The sequence below is a fragment of the Streptomyces sp. NPDC028289 genome (assembly GCF_055565975.1).
On record NZ_JBVHTI010000004.1, the window covers coordinates 657288 to 672193 of the forward strand.

General features: G+C 71.9%; 14 protein-coding genes and 1 pseudogene. 2 read left to right on the plus strand and 13 right to left on the minus strand.

The window, feature by feature from the left end; all coding sequences use genetic code 11:
* Positions 1-360: 360 nt before the first annotated feature.
* Together rho and ACZ4UV_RS22980 are read left to right on the plus strand one after the other, a co-directional pair.
* Positions 361-1509 (plus strand): transcription termination factor Rho, encoded by a 1149-nt coding sequence (gene rho / locus ACZ4UV_RS22975; protein WP_451018616.1) that lies wholly within the window; start codon positions 361-363, stop codon positions 1507-1509.
* A 121-nt stretch (positions 1510-1630) separates the two neighbouring features.
* Positions 1631-2476: pseudogene (locus ACZ4UV_RS22980) on the plus strand (D-alanyl-D-alanine carboxypeptidase family protein); the annotation flags it as partial.
* 89 nt (positions 2477-2565) lie between these two features.
* Here the strand turns inward: ACZ4UV_RS22980 and ACZ4UV_RS22985 are convergent.
* The 13 genes from ACZ4UV_RS22985 to ACZ4UV_RS23045 all read right to left on the minus strand — a co-directional run bounded on the left by ACZ4UV_RS22985 (position 2566) and on the right by ACZ4UV_RS23045 (position 14837).
* A complete protein-coding gene (locus ACZ4UV_RS22985) occupies positions 2566-3912 on the minus strand; it encodes a glycosyltransferase 87 family protein (protein ID WP_451018617.1) in 1347 nt (448 codons plus the stop codon).
* Positions 3909-5303, minus strand: coding sequence for a polyprenol phosphomannose-dependent alpha 1,6 mannosyltransferase MptB (gene mptB / locus ACZ4UV_RS22990; RefSeq protein WP_467840230.1), 1395 nt, complete (start codon positions 5301-5303; stop codon positions 3909-3911). Before mptB ends, ACZ4UV_RS22985 begins: the two co-directional genes overlap by 4 nt.
* Positions 5304-5499: 196 nt before the next feature.
* Positions 5500-6438: a glutaminase gene (locus ACZ4UV_RS22995; protein ID WP_467840232.1), complete on the minus strand. Its 939-nt coding sequence runs from the start codon at positions 6436-6438 to the stop codon at positions 5500-5502.
* A gap of 36 nt (positions 6439-6474) precedes the next feature.
* Positions 6475-7878: an aspartate ammonia-lyase gene (gene aspA / locus ACZ4UV_RS23000; RefSeq protein ID WP_451023261.1), complete on the minus strand. Its 1404-nt coding sequence runs from the start codon at positions 7876-7878 to the stop codon at positions 6475-6477.
* A gap of 138 nt (positions 7879-8016) precedes the next feature.
* The gene (locus ACZ4UV_RS23005; RefSeq protein ID WP_467840235.1) at positions 8017-9027 is read right to left on the minus strand and encodes an asparaginase; all 1011 of its coding nucleotides are present in this window, start codon (positions 9025-9027) and stop codon (positions 8017-8019) included.
* A gap of 43 nt (positions 9028-9070) precedes the next feature.
* The gene (locus ACZ4UV_RS23010; RefSeq protein WP_451020746.1) at positions 9071-10510 is read right to left on the minus strand and encodes an amino acid permease; all 1440 of its coding nucleotides are present in this window, start codon (positions 10508-10510) and stop codon (positions 9071-9073) included.
* The gene (locus ACZ4UV_RS23015; protein ID WP_390039722.1) at positions 10507-11184 is read right to left on the minus strand and encodes a FadR/GntR family transcriptional regulator; all 678 of its coding nucleotides are present in this window, start codon (positions 11182-11184) and stop codon (positions 10507-10509) included. The genes ACZ4UV_RS23010 and ACZ4UV_RS23015 overlap by 4 nt, the downstream gene beginning before the upstream one ends.
* A 194-nt stretch (positions 11185-11378) precedes the next feature.
* Positions 11379-12215: an undecaprenyl-diphosphate phosphatase gene (locus ACZ4UV_RS23020; protein ID WP_467840238.1), complete on the minus strand. Its 837-nt coding sequence runs from the start codon at positions 12213-12215 to the stop codon at positions 11379-11381.
* A 72-nt stretch (positions 12216-12287) separates the two neighbouring features.
* Positions 12288-12662 (minus strand): fluoride efflux transporter CrcB, encoded by a 375-nt coding sequence (gene crcB, locus ACZ4UV_RS23025; protein WP_390039450.1) that lies wholly within the window; start codon positions 12660-12662, stop codon positions 12288-12290.
* Positions 12659-13039 carry a DUF190 domain-containing protein gene (locus ACZ4UV_RS23030; RefSeq protein WP_467840242.1) on the minus strand — a complete coding sequence of 127 codons (381 nt, stop codon included), beginning with the start codon at positions 13037-13039 and terminating at the stop codon, positions 12659-12661. Before ACZ4UV_RS23030 ends, crcB (ACZ4UV_RS23025) begins: the two co-directional genes overlap by 4 nt.
* Entirely contained in the window at positions 13036-13497 is a 462-nt protein-coding gene (gene crcB / locus ACZ4UV_RS23035; RefSeq protein ID WP_451020744.1) for a fluoride efflux transporter CrcB, read from the minus strand. The genes ACZ4UV_RS23030 and crcB (ACZ4UV_RS23035) overlap by 4 nt, the downstream gene beginning before the upstream one ends.
* 69 nt (positions 13498-13566) lie before the next feature.
* Positions 13567-14520: an SMP-30/gluconolactonase/LRE family protein gene (locus ACZ4UV_RS23040; RefSeq protein ID WP_467840246.1), complete on the minus strand. Its 954-nt coding sequence runs from the start codon at positions 14518-14520 to the stop codon at positions 13567-13569.
* A gap of 29 nt (positions 14521-14549) precedes the next feature.
* A complete protein-coding gene (locus tag ACZ4UV_RS23045; protein WP_351492922.1) occupies positions 14550-14837 on the minus strand; it encodes an ArsR family transcriptional regulator in 288 nt (95 codons plus the stop codon).
* Positions 14838-14906: the final 69 nt, after the last annotated feature.

Sequence of the window (14906 nt, forward strand, 5' to 3'; positions counted from 1 at the left end):
CTTTTCCCGGCCGGTGCGGCCCGGGACGGAGCGGTCGGCGGCGGGAATACCGTGACCGGTGCCATGCGGGAATACCGGTGACCGGTGCCATGTTGACGATGGCGGAACCCCGGGTATAGTGCGATCAGCACGTGTGAGCGCCCTTCGATCGGGCGCCGAGTGCCGGTTCCACTCCTCCAGCCGCATCGCCCGTCGCTTCCCGACCGGCCGTCGGCTTCTCAGCACCACCTCGTGACCAGGGCCTTTCCGCCGTTCCCGAGGTGCCGTTCCTCGCCGCACGGAGGCCTGCGCACATGCCCTCCCGCTCGCGGCCCACTCCCCCTTCACCGTTGTCTTCCGTCCGCGAAAGGACCACCTCTCATGACCACCACACTCGAACCCCCGGTACAGCAGCAGGACCGGTCGGCCACCCGGCCCGTCACCGGTGTCCTCGACATCGACGCGGGCGGGAAGGGGCAGCTGCGGGCCCCGAGCTGCCTGCCCTCCCCCGCCGACCCGCAGGTCTCCGCGGCGCTGATCCGCCGTCACGGCCTGCGCAAGGGCGACCTCGTCGAGGGCGTCCGCGGCGACCGGCGCACGCTGACCGAGGTCACGCGCGTCAACGGCCGTACGCCCGAGGAACTGCGCGGCCGCCGCCACTTCCGCGACCTCACCCCGCTGCACCCGCACGAGCGGCTCCGCCTCGAACACCCCGCCGCCGGGCTCGCCGGACGGGTCACCGACCTGTTCGCGCCCGTCGGCAAGGGGCAGCGGGGGCTGATCGTGGCCCCTCCGAAGACCGGCAAGACCGTGCTGCTCCAGCAGTTCGCGGCCGCCGTCGCAGGCAACCACCCGGACTGCCACCTCATGGTGCTGCTGCTCGACGAGCGCCCGGAGGAAGTCACCGACATGCGGCGCTCGGTGCGCGGCGAGGTGTACGCCTCCACCTTCGACCGGCCCGCCAAGGAGCACATCGCCCTCGCCGAACTCGTCGTCGAGCGCGCCAAGCGGCTCGTCGAGGACGGCCAGGACGTCGTCATCCTCCTGGACTCCCTGACCCGGCTGTGCCGGGCCCACAACAACGCGGCCGCCTCCAACGGCCGTACCCTCAGCGGCGGTGTCGACGCCGGCGCGCTGCTCGGCCCGAAGCGGTTCTTCGGCGCCGCCCGCAAGGCCGAGGAGGGCGGCTCGCTCACCATCCTGGCCACCGTCCTGGTGGACACCGGCTCCCGGGCCGACGGCTACTTCTTCGAGGAGCTGAAGAGCACCGGCAACATGGAGCTGCGCCTGGACCGCGAGCTGGCCTCCCGGCGGGTCTTCCCGGCCCTGGACATCGCTCCCTCCGGCACCCGCCGCGAGGAACTCCTGCTCACCCCGGCCGAGTTGACCGCCGTACGCGGACTGCGCCGGGTCCTGCAGAGCCGGGAGGGCACCCCGGGTGGCCTGGAGACGCTCCTGGAGCGGCTGCGGGAGACCCCGGACAACGCGACCTTCCTGCGGCGCGTGCAGCCGACCCTGCCGACAGGCTGAGACCCCGGCGCCCTCCGGGCGGGCACACACCCGGGCCGGGCGTGCGGCATCCGGGTTGCTCACGGCCTCCGACCGGCCCTGGCAGCGCGCTGGACGCCGCCCCCGTTCCTACGTTGATCATATGACGATCGGATTCCCTGACCGATTCCCTCGGCGAGCGGCGGTGACGACCTGCTCCGTCTGCCTGGCGGGCCTGCTGGCGCTGACGCCCGGCACGGCCGCCGCCGGCACCCGGGGGCCGGCCCCGGCCCCGCCTCCGAGGGCGGTGGTGCCCGGGCCGTCGCTGCTCTACCACTCCGGCACTCAGGTGCGGCCGCACCCCGGCACCCCGGCGCTCCCGGACCTCTCCGCGCTCTCCTGGCTGGTCGCCGACGCGGACACCGGCCAAGTGCTGGCGGCCGACCACGCACACCGCAGACTCCCGCCGGCCAGCACCCTGAAGACCCTGTTCGCCCTCACCGTGCTGCCCGTCCTGCCCGCCGACCTCCCGCACCGGGTGACGTCGGCGGAGCTGGCGGACGTCCCCGAGGACAGCAGCCTGGTCGGCGTCGAGGCGGGCCACACCTACCAGGTGTCCGACCTGTGGCGCGGGGTCTTCCTCAGCTCCGGGAACGACGCCGTACACGTCCTCGCCGCGCTCGACGGGGGCTGGCAGCGCACCACCACCCGGATGCAGGCCAACGCCCGCTCCCTGGGCGCCCTCGACACCCACGTCGTGTCCCCCGACGGCTACGACGCGCCGGGGCAGGTCTCCTCCGCGTTCGACCTGGCGGTGTTCGGCCGGGAGGGGCTGCGCAACCCCGACTTCGCGCGGTACTGCTCCACCGCCGAGGCCCGCTTCCCGGACGGTGCCGGCTGGTCGTTCGGCATCGAGAACACCAACCGGCTGCTGACCGGCGAGGACGGTGTGGGGCGGTATCCCGGCCTGATCGGGATCAAGAACGGCTACACCAGCAACGCCGGCAACACCCTCGTCGCCGCCGCCCGGCGCGGCGGCCGCACCCTCCTCGTGACGGTGATGAACCCGCAGGACGGCAGCGTGTACGACGAGGCCCGTCAGCTGCTCGACTGGGGTTTCGAGGCGGCCGGACGGGTCGACCCGGTGGGCTCGCTGGACGGTCTGCGGGCCAGGCCCCGGCCGGGCCCGAGCACCGTACCGATGGCGGTGGCCACGCCACCCGAGGACGGCTCCGACTGGTGGGAGACCGCCGTCGTCGCGGGTTTCGCGGTGCTCGGCGCGGGCGCCGTCACCCTGGCGGTGCGGCTCAGGAGCGAACGCTCCGGGCGGGACTGACCGCCCGGCAGGCCCAGCAGCAGACCCAGCGTGATCCAGGTGTAGACGTTGCTGCCGAGGAACCCGTCGACACCGGACGCGTCGTCGAACCACAGCCACACCACGCTGGTGCACATCACCGCGTAGAGGGCGCCCGCGGTCCGCGGGTGCCCGGCACGCGCCAGCAGTACGAACGACGGCAGCACCCACACCAGGTGGTGCACCCAGGTGATCGGGCTGACCAGGCAGGCGGCGAGGCCGGTGAGTGCGAAGGCGGCCGTCCAGTCGCCTGCCGCCACCGCCTTCCGGGTACGCCACGCCCATACGGCCAGCGTGAGCAGCGCCACGATCGCCCACAGCGGTTTGTCCGGGTGGCCGAGCCGGGCCAGCACGCCCTGCAGCGACTGGTTCGAGACGTAGTCGAGCCGACCGACCCTGCTGGTGTCCCAGAGCGCCCGGGTCCAGTAGAAACGGGACGCCCTCGGGTCGGCCCAGGCCGCGAGCCCGGTCGCGGCGAGCGCCACGGCCGTGGCGACACCGGCCGCCCGCCACCTGCGGCCGATCAGCAGCATGAAGATGAACAGGGCCGGCGTGAGCTTGATCGCGGCGGCGAGCCCGATGCCGGCCCCGGCCCAACGGCCCCGCCCGCTGCGCAGCAGACAGCAGTCCGCGAGCACCAGGGCCAGCAGTATCAGGTTCACCTGGCCGAAGCTGAAGGTGTCCCGCAGCGGCTCGAACAGCGCCAGCCCGCACAGGGCCAGCGCCCACCGGTACCAGCCCCAGCGCCGCCAGCCCGGCCCGGCCAGGATGCGCAGCACGAACGCCAGCGCGGCCAGGTTCAGCAGCAGCGAGGCCGCGATGGCCAGGTGCAGCCCCACCAGCGCCATGGGCAGCATGCCGACGGCGGCGAACGGCGGATACGTGAACCCGTAGGTGGTCCCGGGCACCCGGTAGTCGTAGATCCGCCCGCCGTGGTGCACCCAGGTGTGCACGGTGCCGTAGTACACGCGCAGGTCGAACCAGTCGCGCAGCAACGGCACGGTGGCCGTGAACACCGTCACGGCGGCGACGAGGACCAGGACGAGCAGCACCCTCCCCCGGTCGGTCCGCGGTCGCAGCGGGCCCGTCATGCCGTACGTCCCACGGCCGGGGCCTGCGCGGCCTGGTGGGCCTGCCAGAGCACGACCACGCCGAGCACCCCGCCGGAGACGGCGAGGACCAGCTGGCCGATGTCGGCGGGGCCGCCGCTGGGCAGCACGGCGAGGGCGAGCACACCGGTGACGGCCGCCACCCGGTGCCGCACCGAGGTGCTGGGCGCCGCGGCCGCTATCAGGAACAAGCCCCAAATGGCGTACCAGGGGCGGATCGCCGGCCCGAAGGCGGCGACCGCGGCGAGGCTCAGGCCGAGGGCGTAGACCGGGCGGGGCCGCAGCCGGACCCATATCAGCAGCACGGTCGCCGCGGTGAGCGCGAGCCCGAGCAGGTGCCAGGCCGGGACGGCGAGCGGCGCCAGATCGCTGCCGAAGTGTTCGAGGACCCGGCCCGTGGCCCGGCCCAGCAGGCTGCTGAGCGCCCAGTTGTGCGGGGAGACGGGCGTGTCGAGCGCCCTTATCCACCCGTACCCGGTTCCGGCGACGGCGGTCGCCACCACCGTCGTCGCCCCGGAGGCGAGCGCCGTCGTCAGGGTGGCCCGCACGGGACTGCGGCCCTTGCGCGCCTGTACGACGATCACCGCGAGCAACCCGAGCGCCGCGGGCGCCTTGACCAGCGCGGCAAGGGTGACGAGCACGGCGCCGAGGACCGGCCAGCGGCCGAGCGCCGCGACCAGGCCGAGCCCCAGCAGACCCAGCATGATCGCGTCGTTGTGGGCGCCGGCGACCAGGTGCAGCAGCACCAGCGGGTTGAGGGCGCCGAGCCAGAGCGCGGCGGCCGGGTCGGCGCCGCTGTGCCGGGCCAGCCGGGGCAGCGCGGCCGCCATCAGGCCGACGCCGAGCAGGGCGACCAGCCGCATCCCGAAGAGCCCGGCCGGGAGTTCGCCGCGGGTCAGGCCGGACAGCAGCGAGGCCACGCCCATGAACGCGGGGCCGTAGGGGGCGGCGGTGTTCTGCCACACCGGGGCGACCTCGTCGGCCAGCGGGCCGCCGAGCTGGGCGGGTCCCGACGTGTAGACGTCCATGTGCGCGTCGACCATGGCGCCCTGCGCGAGGTAGCTGTACACGTCCCGGCTGAACAGCGGGGGCGCCAGCAGCAGCGGGGCCGCCCAGACGGCGAGGACCAGCAACAGCTGTCGCGGGGTGGGCGGTTCGGAACCGCGTACGAGGCGGCCCAGCAGCAGCCATGCCGCGATCAGCAGCACGACGCCGAAGTAGACGCCGACCAGGCCGAACGCCGCCTGCACGGAGCTGGGTGCGAGCAGATCCTCCACGGGCAGGGCACCGGCTGTCTCACCTCCCAGGGCAAGGAAGGCGGTGCCGGCCAGGCCGAGTACCTGGCAGCGGCGGAGATCGACGGGAAAAGCCATGGCCAACACTGGGTCAGCGTGTCAATGGTGGGTGGCCGGGAAACGACGGGGTGTTTTCCTGCGAGAGACCTGGCTGTGACTGACCAGTGGGTCGTGGGCGGGTGCGGGTCCGGTGGGGGCTGGTCGCGCAGTTCCTCCCCCAGCCTTCGGCCGGGGGTACCCCCGGCGCCCCCAAAGGGGCGCACCGGTGCCGTTCCTAGAACACTGACAGGCCGGTCAATGTCGTGAAGCGGTCGAGCGCCGCAACTCCCGCCACCGAGTTGCCCCGCTCGTCCAGACCGGGGCTCCACACGCACAGCGTGCAACGGCCCGGCACCACGGCGATGATGCCGCCCCCGACCCCGCTCTTCCCCGGCAGGCCGACCCGGTAGGCGAAGTCGCCCGCCGCGTCGTACGTCCCGCAGGTCAGCATCACCGCGTTGACCTGCTTCGCCTGGCTTCTGGTCAGCAGGCGGGTGCCGTCGGCGCGGATGCCGTGGCGGGCCAGGAAGGTGGTCGCGAGGGCCAGGTCGGCGCAGGAGGCGGCGACGGAGCACTGGCGGAAGTACTGGTCGAGGAGGACCGGGATGTCGTTGTCGATGTTGCCGTAGGAGGCCATGAAGTGGGCCAGCGCCGCGTTGCGGTCGCCGTGCTGGGACTCGGAGGCGGCGACCTCCTTGTCGAAGTCCAGGGAGGGGTTGCCGCTCTCGGCCCGCAGGAAGCCCAGGAGTTCGCCGGCCGCGTCGCCGGTTCGGGTCTGGAGGCGGTCGGTGACGACGAGGGCGCCCGCGTTGATGAAGGGATTGCGCGGGATGCCGTTCTCGTACTCCAGCTGGACCAGGGAGTTGAAGGGGTTGCCGGAGGGTTCGCGGCCGACGTGTTCCCACAGTTCGTCGCCCTCGCGGGCCAGGTCGAGGGCGAGGGTGAAGACCTTGGTGATGGACTGCGTGGAGAACGGCTGCCGCCAGTCGCCGACGCCGTAGACCGTGCCGTCCAGCTCGGCCACGGCCATGCCGAAGCTGCGGGGGTCGCAGGCGGCGAGGGCCGGGATGTAGTCGGCGGGGCGGCCGCGGCCCGGCGTGCGGCCTATCTCCTCGGCGATGCGCTCCAGGACCGGCAGAAAGGTTCGGGACGACGTCATTGTCATGATCACCATTGTGCCTCCGGACCGGTCCTGGCGCGCAGTCGCAGGTCAGGCGAGGGGGGAGCCGGTGCCGGCGACGACCTCGGGACGCAGCAGGCCGGCGAGCCGCTCGGCGGGCAACAGGCCCTTTTCCAGGACGAGTTCGGCCACGCCCCGGCCGGTGACGAGGGCCTCCTTGGCGATGTCGGTGGCCGCCGTGTAGCCGATGTACGGGTTGAGGGCCGTGACCAGGCCGATGGAGTTCTCGACGGTGGCCCGCAGCACCTCGGTGTTGGCGGTGATGCCGTCGACGCATCGTTCGGCGAGCGTGAGGCACGCGTTCCGCAGGTGCGTGATGCTCTCCGACAGGGAGTGCAGGATGACCGGCTCGAAGGCGTTGAGCTGGAGCTGCCCGGCCTCGGCGGCCATGGTGATGGCGACGTCGTTGCCGATGACCTCGAAGGCGACCTGGTTGACGACCTCGGGGATCACCGGGTTGACCTTGCCCGGCATGATCGACGAACCGGCCTGCACGGGCGGCAGGTTGATCTCGCCGAGCCCGGCACGCGGCCCGGACGACAGCAGCCGCAGGTCGTTGCAGCTCTTGGAGAGCTTGACCGCGATCCGCTTGAGCACACCGGACATCTGGACGAACGCCCCGCAGTCCTGGGTCGCCTCCACCAGGTTGGCGGCGGTGACCAGGGGCAGCCCGGTGATCTCGGCAAGGTGCCGGCGGGCCGACTCGGCGTACCCGGCGGGCGCGTTGAGCCCGGTCCCGATCGCGGTGGCGCCCAGGTTGATCTCGTGGATCAGCTCGACGGCCTCGGCGAGCCGGCTGCGGTCCTCGTCCAGCATCACGGCGAAGGTGGAGAACTCCTGCCCGAGCGTCATGGGAACCGCGTCCTGCAACTGCGTACGGCCCATCTTCAGCACGTCCCGGAACTCGACGGCCTTGCGCCCGAAGGAGTCCTGCAGCACGGCCATCGCCCTGAGCAGCCCGCGCACCGCGAACACGGTCGCTGTCTTGACCGCGGTCGGGTACACGTCGTTGGTCGACTGCCCCAGGTTGACGTCCTCGTTGGGGTGCAGGTACCGGTACTCTCCCTTCCGGTGCCCCATCAGCTCCAGCGCCCGGTTGGCGACGACCTCGTTGGCGTTCATGTTCGTCGACGTCCCGGCACCGCCCTGGATCACGTCGACGACGAACTGGTCGTGCAGCTTGCCGTCCCGTATCTCCCGGCAGGCGGCGACGATCGCGGCGGCCTTCTCCGGCGCCAGCAGCCCCAGCTCCTCGTTGGCGAGGGCGGCGGCCTCCTTGACGGCGGCCAGGGCCTCGATCAGATGCGGGTAGGCGGAGATCGTCATGCCGGTGATCGGGAAGTTCTCGGTCGCACGGAGGGTGTGCACGCCCCAGTAGGCGTCGGCGGGCACATCACGGTCGCCGAGCAGGTCGTGTTCGCTACGAACAGTCATGAGTCCTGTTTCAAAGAGAGTGAGGGTGAAGCGCCCCGCAAGGGGCGCTGGGGGTACCCCCGGCCGAAGGCTGGGGGAGGAACTGCGCGACCAGCCACAAGCGGCCTGCAGCCGCCCACGACATGGCCACCCGGCCCCCTAGGCGCAAACCGAAACCGGCTCCAGGGAACGAACGGGCCGCACACGCCCGACCTCCTTGCCGCCGCCGAGCAGCGCCTCCCCGTCGAACCCGCGCAGCAGCTCCGGATCGACTCCGGCCCTGGCCAGCGCAGCCGCCGTCACAGGAACCCGCGCCCGGTTCGCCCCGTCGGAGATCTTCACAGCGACGGCCCGCCCGTCCGGCAGCGCCGCGACCTCGACGCCCTCGAAGCCGTCCTTGGCCAGCAGCCCCGGCACGGCCGCCATCAGCGCGGCCACGTCACGCCCGGCACCGGACGCCATCTCGGCGTGTTCCCGCATCGCGTCGGCGACCCGCGCCTCCGGCGTACCCGGCGCGGCGGACACGATCCGCGACACCGCGCGCGCCAGCCCGTGCAGGGAGACGGAGAACAGCGGCGCCCCGCAACCGTCCACGGTCGTCGCCGCCACCCGCTGCCCGGTCAGGTCCTCGACGATCTCGGCGATGGCCTGCTGCAGCGGGTGCGCCGGATCGAGGTAGTCGTCCAGCGACCACCCGTTCAGCTTCGCGGTCCACAGCATCGCCGCATGCTTGCCGGAGCAGTTCTGGGCGAGGCGGGACGGCTGCCGTCCCTCGCGGATCCAGGTGTCGCGCACGGCGGAGCCGTACGGCATGTCCGGCACGTTGCGCAGGTCGGCTTCCGTGAGCCCGGCGAGGTCGAGGATCCGCCGGGTCCCGGCGAGGTGCCGCTCCTCGCCGGAGTGGCTCGCGGCGGCCAGCGAGAGCAGGTCGCCGTCGAGGGGCAGCCCCGCTCGCAGCATGGCGACGGCCTGGACGGGCTTGAGGGCCGAGCGCGGGTAGAACGCGGCCTCGATGTCGCCGAGCTGGAACTGGACCTGCCCGTCGGCGCCGAGGACGACGACGGAGCCGTAGTGGATGCCCTCGACGACCCCGCCGCGGATGAGGTGGGCGACGGGGGCGTGGAGGGGTTCACGGACGATGGGTGCGGCCGCGGGGGAACTGCTGTACATCACTGCCTGGTCTCGGGTGAGGTGGGGCGGACCGGTACGCGGTTCACGCGTCGGATCCGGTGGACGTGCGCGCGAGGCGGCCGCGGATGGCGTACCAGCCGGCGACCAGCGCGGCGACGATCAGCGGCAGGCACAGCACGGTGGTGCGTCCGGCGCCGCCGTCGGCGTACATGAGGACCAGGACGGAGGCGAGGAACGCCAGCGTCACGATCTCGGTCCAGGGAGAGCCCGGCAGTCGGTAGCCCGGGCGGGAGAGTTCGCCGTTCTGGGTCTTCCGCCAGAACAGCAGGTGACAGAGCATGATCATGCCCCAGGTGGCGAGGATGCCGATGGCCGCGAAGTTCAGGACGATCTCGAACGCGTCGGCGGGGACCACGAAGTTGAGGCCGACGCCGAGGACACACATACCGCTGGTGAGCAGGATGCCGCCGTACGGGACCTGGCTGCGGCTCATCCTCGCGGTGAACTTCGGGGCGGAGCCGTTGACGGCCATCGAGCGCAGGATGCGGCCGGTGGAGTAGAGGCCGGAGTTGAGCGAGGACATGGCCGCGGTGAGGACGACGAGGTTCATCACGCCGCCGGCCGCCGGGACGCCGATGTGGGAGAGCACGGTGACGAAGGGGCTCTGGCCCGCCGTGTACTTGTTCCAGGGCAGCAGCATCGAGAGGAGGACGACGGAGCCGACGTAGAAGAGGCCCACGCGCCACATGATCGAGTTGATCGCCTTGGGCATGATCTTCTCGGGGTTCTCGGTCTCACCCGCCGCGACGCCGACCAGCTCGACCGACGCGTAGGCGAAGACCACGCCCTGGATGATCAGCAGCATCGGCAGCAGGCCGTTCGGGAAGACGCCGCCGTTGTCGGTGATCAGGGACGGGCCCGGGGTCGCGCCGTCCACCGGGTGCTGGGTGACCAGCAGGAAGATGCCGATGACCATGAAGATGACCAGGGCGCTGACCTTGACGATCGCGAACCAGAACTCCAGTTCGCCGAAGATCTTCACCGAGATCAGGTTCACGGTGAGGACCACGGCCAGGGCTATCAGGGCGATCACCCACTGCGGGATGTCGGAGAACATCCCCCAGTAGTGGGTGTAGGTGGCGACCGCGGTGATGTCGGCGATGCCGGTGGTGGCCCAGTTCAGGAAGTACATCCAGCCGGCCGTGTACGCGCCCTTCTCGCCCAGGAACTCCCGGGCGTACGAGACGAAGGCGCCGGAGGAGGGGCGGTAGAGGACGAGTTCGCCGAGGGCGCGCACGACGAGGAAGGCGAAGATGCCGCAGACCGCGTACGCGACGAAGAGGGAGGGGCCGGCGTCGGCGAGGCGGCCGCCGGCGCCGAGGAAGAGGCCGGTGCCGATGGCACCGCCGATGGCGATCATGTTGACGTGCCGGTGCTTCAGCGACTTGCTGTAGCCGTGGTCCCCGGCGTCGACGTGACGGGACGAGGGGCGCGTCTCGTCTTTGAGGTGCTGTTCGCTCACGCCTCGGTTCCGCCTTCCTGGTGCTGGTCCGTGCGCGCGGGGCGCACGATGTGGGTGAGGGTGGTCTCGACGCGGTCGAGGTGGTGGCTCATGGCGTCCACGGCGTCGGTCTCGGAACCGTCCATCAGCGCTTCGACGATGGCCCGGTGCTCCCGGTTGGACTGCTCGCGGCGGCCGCCCAACTCGTTGAGGAAGGCCGACTGACGCGCCAGTGCGTCCCGGATCTCCTCGATGACCCGGCGGAAGACCGGGTTCTGGGCGGCCTCGGCCACGGCGAGGTGGAAGAGGGTGTCCATCGCGACCCACGCGGTGGTGTCCGTCTCCCGCTCCATGCGGTCGAGCAGGTGGGCCAGGTGGTCCAGGTTCTCCGGGGTGCGGCGCAGCGCCGCGTACCCGGCGACCGGGATCTCGATGTGCCGGCGCACTTCGAGCAGGTCGCTGGCCGCGTAGTCGCCGAAGGTGGGGTCCTCGACGGCGCTGGCGACCACGAAGGTGCCCTTGCCGGTCTTGGAGACGGTCAGGCCCATCGTCTGCAGGGCCCGCAGGGCCTCGCGCAGGACGGGCCTGCTGATCTCCAGGCTGCGGCAGAGCTCCGCCTCGGAGGGGAGCTTGTCGCCCACGGCGTACTCGCCGCGCTCGATGGCGCCGCGCAGGTGCGCCAGTACCGCCTCCATGGCGCTCACGCGCCGCGGAGGCTGTCCGGCTGTCGGGCTGTCTGACAGGTTCACGAGGGAGATGTTCCGGGTTGCGGGACGAGGCTGTCAAGGTGTCGCGAAAGGAAACATTCACGGGGTGCGACACCTGAATGCGCAGGCGTCACACCCCGTGGCGGAGCGGTGACCGGTGGGCGCGGAGCGGCCCGGGCCGGTCAGGCGCTGATGGTTCCGGCGGCGAGGAGGCCGAAGAGAGCCAGGCCGATGACGATGCGGTAGATCACGAACGCGTTGAAGGAGTGCTTGGCGACGAACTTCAGCAGCCAGGCGATGGACGCGTAGGCGACGACGAAGGAGACGATCGTGCCGACGGCCAGCGGCGCGACGCCCACCCCCGCGCCGAGCGCGTCCTTGAGCTCGTAGATGCCGGCGCCGGTCAGGGCCGGGATGCCGAGGAAGAAGGAGAGCCGGGTGGCGGCGACGCGGTCGAGGTCCAGGATGAGCGCGGTGGACATGGTGGCGCCGGAGCGGGAGAAGCCGGGGAAGAGCAGGGCGAGGATCTGCGAGCAGCCGACCAGCATCGCGTCCTTGAAGGAGGTGTCGTCCTCACCGCGCTTGTGGCGGCCCATCTGGTCCGCGCACCACATCACGACGGAGCCGGCGATCAGCGAGCCGCCGACCACCCAGAGGGAGCCGAGCGGTCCGTCGATCAGCGGCTTCGCCGCGAGGCCCACCAGGACGATCGGGATGGTCGAGTAGATGACCCACCACGCGAACTTGTAGTCGTGGTGGAACCGCTCCTCCTTGTTCGTCAGGCCCCGGAACCAGGCGGAGACGATCCGCTTGATGTCCTTGAAGAAGTAGACCAGCACGGCGGCGATGGCGCCCACCTGGATGACGGCGGAGAACCCGACGACGGACTGGTCGTCGACGGGGATGTTCATGAGCCCCTCGGTGATCTTGAGGTGACCGGTGGAGGACACGGGAAGGAACTCGGTCACCCCCTCGACTACCCCGAGGACGGCGGCCTGACCGACGGAGATGGCGCTCATGGGATCCAGTTCTGCAGAGTTTGGTCGACAGTGCTGTAGACAGTCCTACAGCGGGCGGGTGTGAAGCAAGTCCTAGGCCCACACCGATGGGGCGATCGCCACCCCGGCGAAGGCCGCCCCGAGCCCCGCCGCGAGGCTCGCGACGACGTTGGCGGCAGCGTAGAGCCCGGCGCCGGTCTCGGTCAGCCGGAGGGTCTCGTAGGAGAACGTCGAGTACGTCGTCAGCGCCCCGCACAGCCCGGTGCCGAGGAGCAGCTGGAGGTGCGGACTCGCGGCGCCCGCCGAGGCCGCACCGGTCAGGAGGCCAAGAATCAGACAACCCGTGACATTGACCACGAAGGTGCCCCAGGGGAAGACGGAGTCGTGCCTGGCCTGGACGGCGCGGTCGGTGAGGTAGCGGAGCGGAGCACCGACCATGGCACCGAGGACCACCAACAGCCAGTTCACAACGACTTCTTACCCTTCACGTCCGATTCGCCGCCTTCTTCCGCCCGGCCCACATACCGGATGACCTCGCAGTCGTCCAAGGTCACGAGCCCCTCGGTCACCAGTTCGTCGAGCTGCGGCAGGAACGCCCGGACCCGCTCCTCCGTGTCCACGACGACGACCGCCACCGGCAGGTCCTCGCTCAGCGACAGGAGCCTGGAGGTGTGGATGCGGGAGGAGGCGCCGAAGCCCTCGATGCCCCGGAAGACGCTGGCGCCCGCGAGTCCGGCCGCGTGGGCGCGGTGCACGATCTCCGTGTAGAGGGGCTTGTGGTGCCAGATGTCGTCCTCGCCGATGTAGACGGTCAGGCGCAGGGCGCGGCCGGTCAGTCTCGTCATCGCTGCCTCCGGGTGAGGACACGGCGGGTCACGGTCGCCGCGCACCACACCGCCGCGAGGGCCGCGCACAGGGTCGCGGCCAGATACGCCAGCCCGGTGGCGGGCCGGCCGTGGTCGACGAGTTTCTGGATGTCGACGGCGTAGGTGGAGAAGGTGGTGAAGCCGCCGAGCACGCCGGTGCCGAAGAACGGGCGGACCAGGCGGTGCGCGGGGAGTCCCTCGGTGATCAGGACCAGGAACGCGCCGATCACCGCGCAGCCGATGACGTTCGTCCAGAAGGTCGCCCAGGGGAATCCCCCGGCGGCCGTGGGCAGGGCCAGGGCCAGGCCGTAGCGGGCCACCGCGCCGATCGCGCCGCCGACGGCGACCACCGCGACGACCGGTGCCTGGGCACGCCACCCGGGCCGCCGCCGGGGGCTCGGCTGGACTCGGAGGCTCTCGGCTTCCGGGGCTGTCATGGTCGTACGTCTCCTGTTCGGCACCGCCCCTTACGGGTGCCTCAGGGTACCGCCGGGCGTACCCGGCGGTCACTTCGCGGTGGGGGCCGCGCAGATCGCGACGCCGGGCTCCCGGACGCTGCCGAGAACCAGGTGCCGGCCGGTCCGGCAGACGCTGGTGACCATGCGGAAGCCGGAGTTGCGGCGGGCCAGGTGGTGGACGACCCGGCCGTGGTCGTCGAGCGCGATGACGGCCACGGTGCCGACGGGGCGGTAGGGGGCGTGCACGGCGGCCCGGGCGGCCGCCCGGCGGACGGCGAGGGGGCCGTGGTGGAAGACGTCGAGCGGGGGGTTGCGCGGGCCCGCGAGGGCGACCCAGAGGAGGTCTCCGTCGCGCCAGATGTTGTCGGGCATGCCGGGGAGCTCGGCGAAGAACTCGGCGCGGCCGGCCCGCGGGCCGGTGAGCCAGTAGCGGGTGAGGCGGTACCCGCCGGTCTCGGCGACGATCAGGAAGGTGCCGTCGCCGCTCACGGTCAGCCCGTTGGCGAACTGGAAGCCCTCCCAGGCCACTTCGGCCGTGCGCGCACCCGGTGCGAGACGCAGCAGGCGGCCGGTGCCGCTGTGCTCGACGATGTCGCCGATCCACTGGGCGAGGGGGTACCGGCGGCTGGAGGCGGTGAAGTACACGGTGCCGTCGGGCAGGGCGACCACGTTGCTCGCGAACCGCAGCGGCTCGCCCTCGACCGTGTCGGCGAGCACGTGGACGGCGCCGTCCGCGAGTCCGACGCGCAGCAGGCCCCGCTCCGCGTCGCAGACCAGCAGGTCGCCGTCGGGGAGGAGGTCGAGTCCGAGCGGGCGGCCGCCGGTCCGGGCGAGGGTGCGGACCCGGGCGGTGTCCGGGTCGCCGAGCCCGTCCAGGCGCAGGATCCGGCCGTCCTCGACGCCGGTGAGGATCCGGCCGTCCGGATCCGTCACCACGTCCTCCGGGCCGCGGCCGCCGACGGCGACGTAGTGGAGGGGGACGAGGCGCGTGGGTCGGTCCATGGGAGCCATGGTGGCAGGGGTGACCGCTCTCACCAGCCCTTCTCGAACATCCGGGCCACTTCGGCGATCCGGACCTCGTCGCGCCGGTAGTAGACCCGGTGCCGGATGCGCTTGGTGCGGAGCAGGCCGAGCCGGGCCAGCAGGCCCAGATGGGTGCCGGCGACCTTGCGGGAGACCCCGAGCTTGGCGGCGACGGCCCGGACGGTGACGCCGTCCTCGGCGAGGTCGGCGTGGCGCTGGGGCGGGAAGTGGGCCACCGGATCCTTGAGCCAGTCCAGGATCTCCAGGCGGCTTGCGCTCGTGGCGTTCCTCAGCATCCGACCGGCCTCCGTCCCTGCCTCCTCGCAGTGTGTGTTCCCACTGTCCCGCAGCCGAAGCGCCCGCGG

Bases quoted from the DNA above. Each gene is read 5' to 3' on its own strand.
- ACZ4UV_RS23005 (WP_467840235.1), bottom strand. From the start codon at position 9,027: ATGTACAGCAGTTCCCCCGCGGCCGCACCCATCGTCCGTGAACCCCTC.
- mptB (WP_467840230.1), bottom strand. From the start codon at position 5,303: ATGGCTTTTCCCGTCGATCTCCGCCGCTGCCAGGTACTCGGCCTGGCC.
- ACZ4UV_RS23045 (WP_351492922.1), bottom strand. From the start codon at position 14,837: ATGCTGAGGAACGCCACGAGCGCAAGCCGCCTGGAGATCCTGGACTGG.
- crcB (WP_451020744.1), bottom strand. From the start codon at position 13,497: ATGACAGCCCCGGAAGCCGAGAGCCTCCGAGTCCAGCCGAGCCCCCGG.
- ACZ4UV_RS22995 (WP_467840232.1), bottom strand. From the start codon at position 6,438: ATGGTGATCATGACAATGACGTCGTCCCGAACCTTTCTGCCGGTCCTG.
- ACZ4UV_RS23030 (WP_467840242.1), bottom strand. From the start codon at position 13,039: ATGACGAGACTGACCGGCCGCGCCCTGCGCCTGACCGTCTACATCGGC.
- aspA (WP_451023261.1), bottom strand. From the start codon at position 7,878: ATGACTGTTCGTAGCGAACACGACCTGCTCGGCGACCGTGATGTGCCC.
- ACZ4UV_RS23020 (WP_467840238.1), bottom strand. From the start codon at position 12,215: ATGAGCGCCATCTCCGTCGGTCAGGCCGCCGTCCTCGGGGTAGTCGAG.
- ACZ4UV_RS23040 (WP_467840246.1), bottom strand. From the start codon at position 14,520: ATGGACCGACCCACGCGCCTCGTCCCCCTCCACTACGTCGCCGTCGGC.
- rho (WP_451018616.1), top strand. From the start codon at position 361: ATGACCACCACACTCGAACCCCCGGTACAGCAGCAGGACCGGTCGGCC.
- ACZ4UV_RS23015 (WP_390039722.1), bottom strand. From the start codon at position 11,184: ATGGAGGCGGTACTGGCGCACCTGCGCGGCGCCATCGAGCGCGGCGAG.
- ACZ4UV_RS22985 (WP_451018617.1), bottom strand. From the start codon at position 3,912: ATGACGGGCCCGCTGCGACCGCGGACCGACCGGGGGAGGGTGCTGCTC.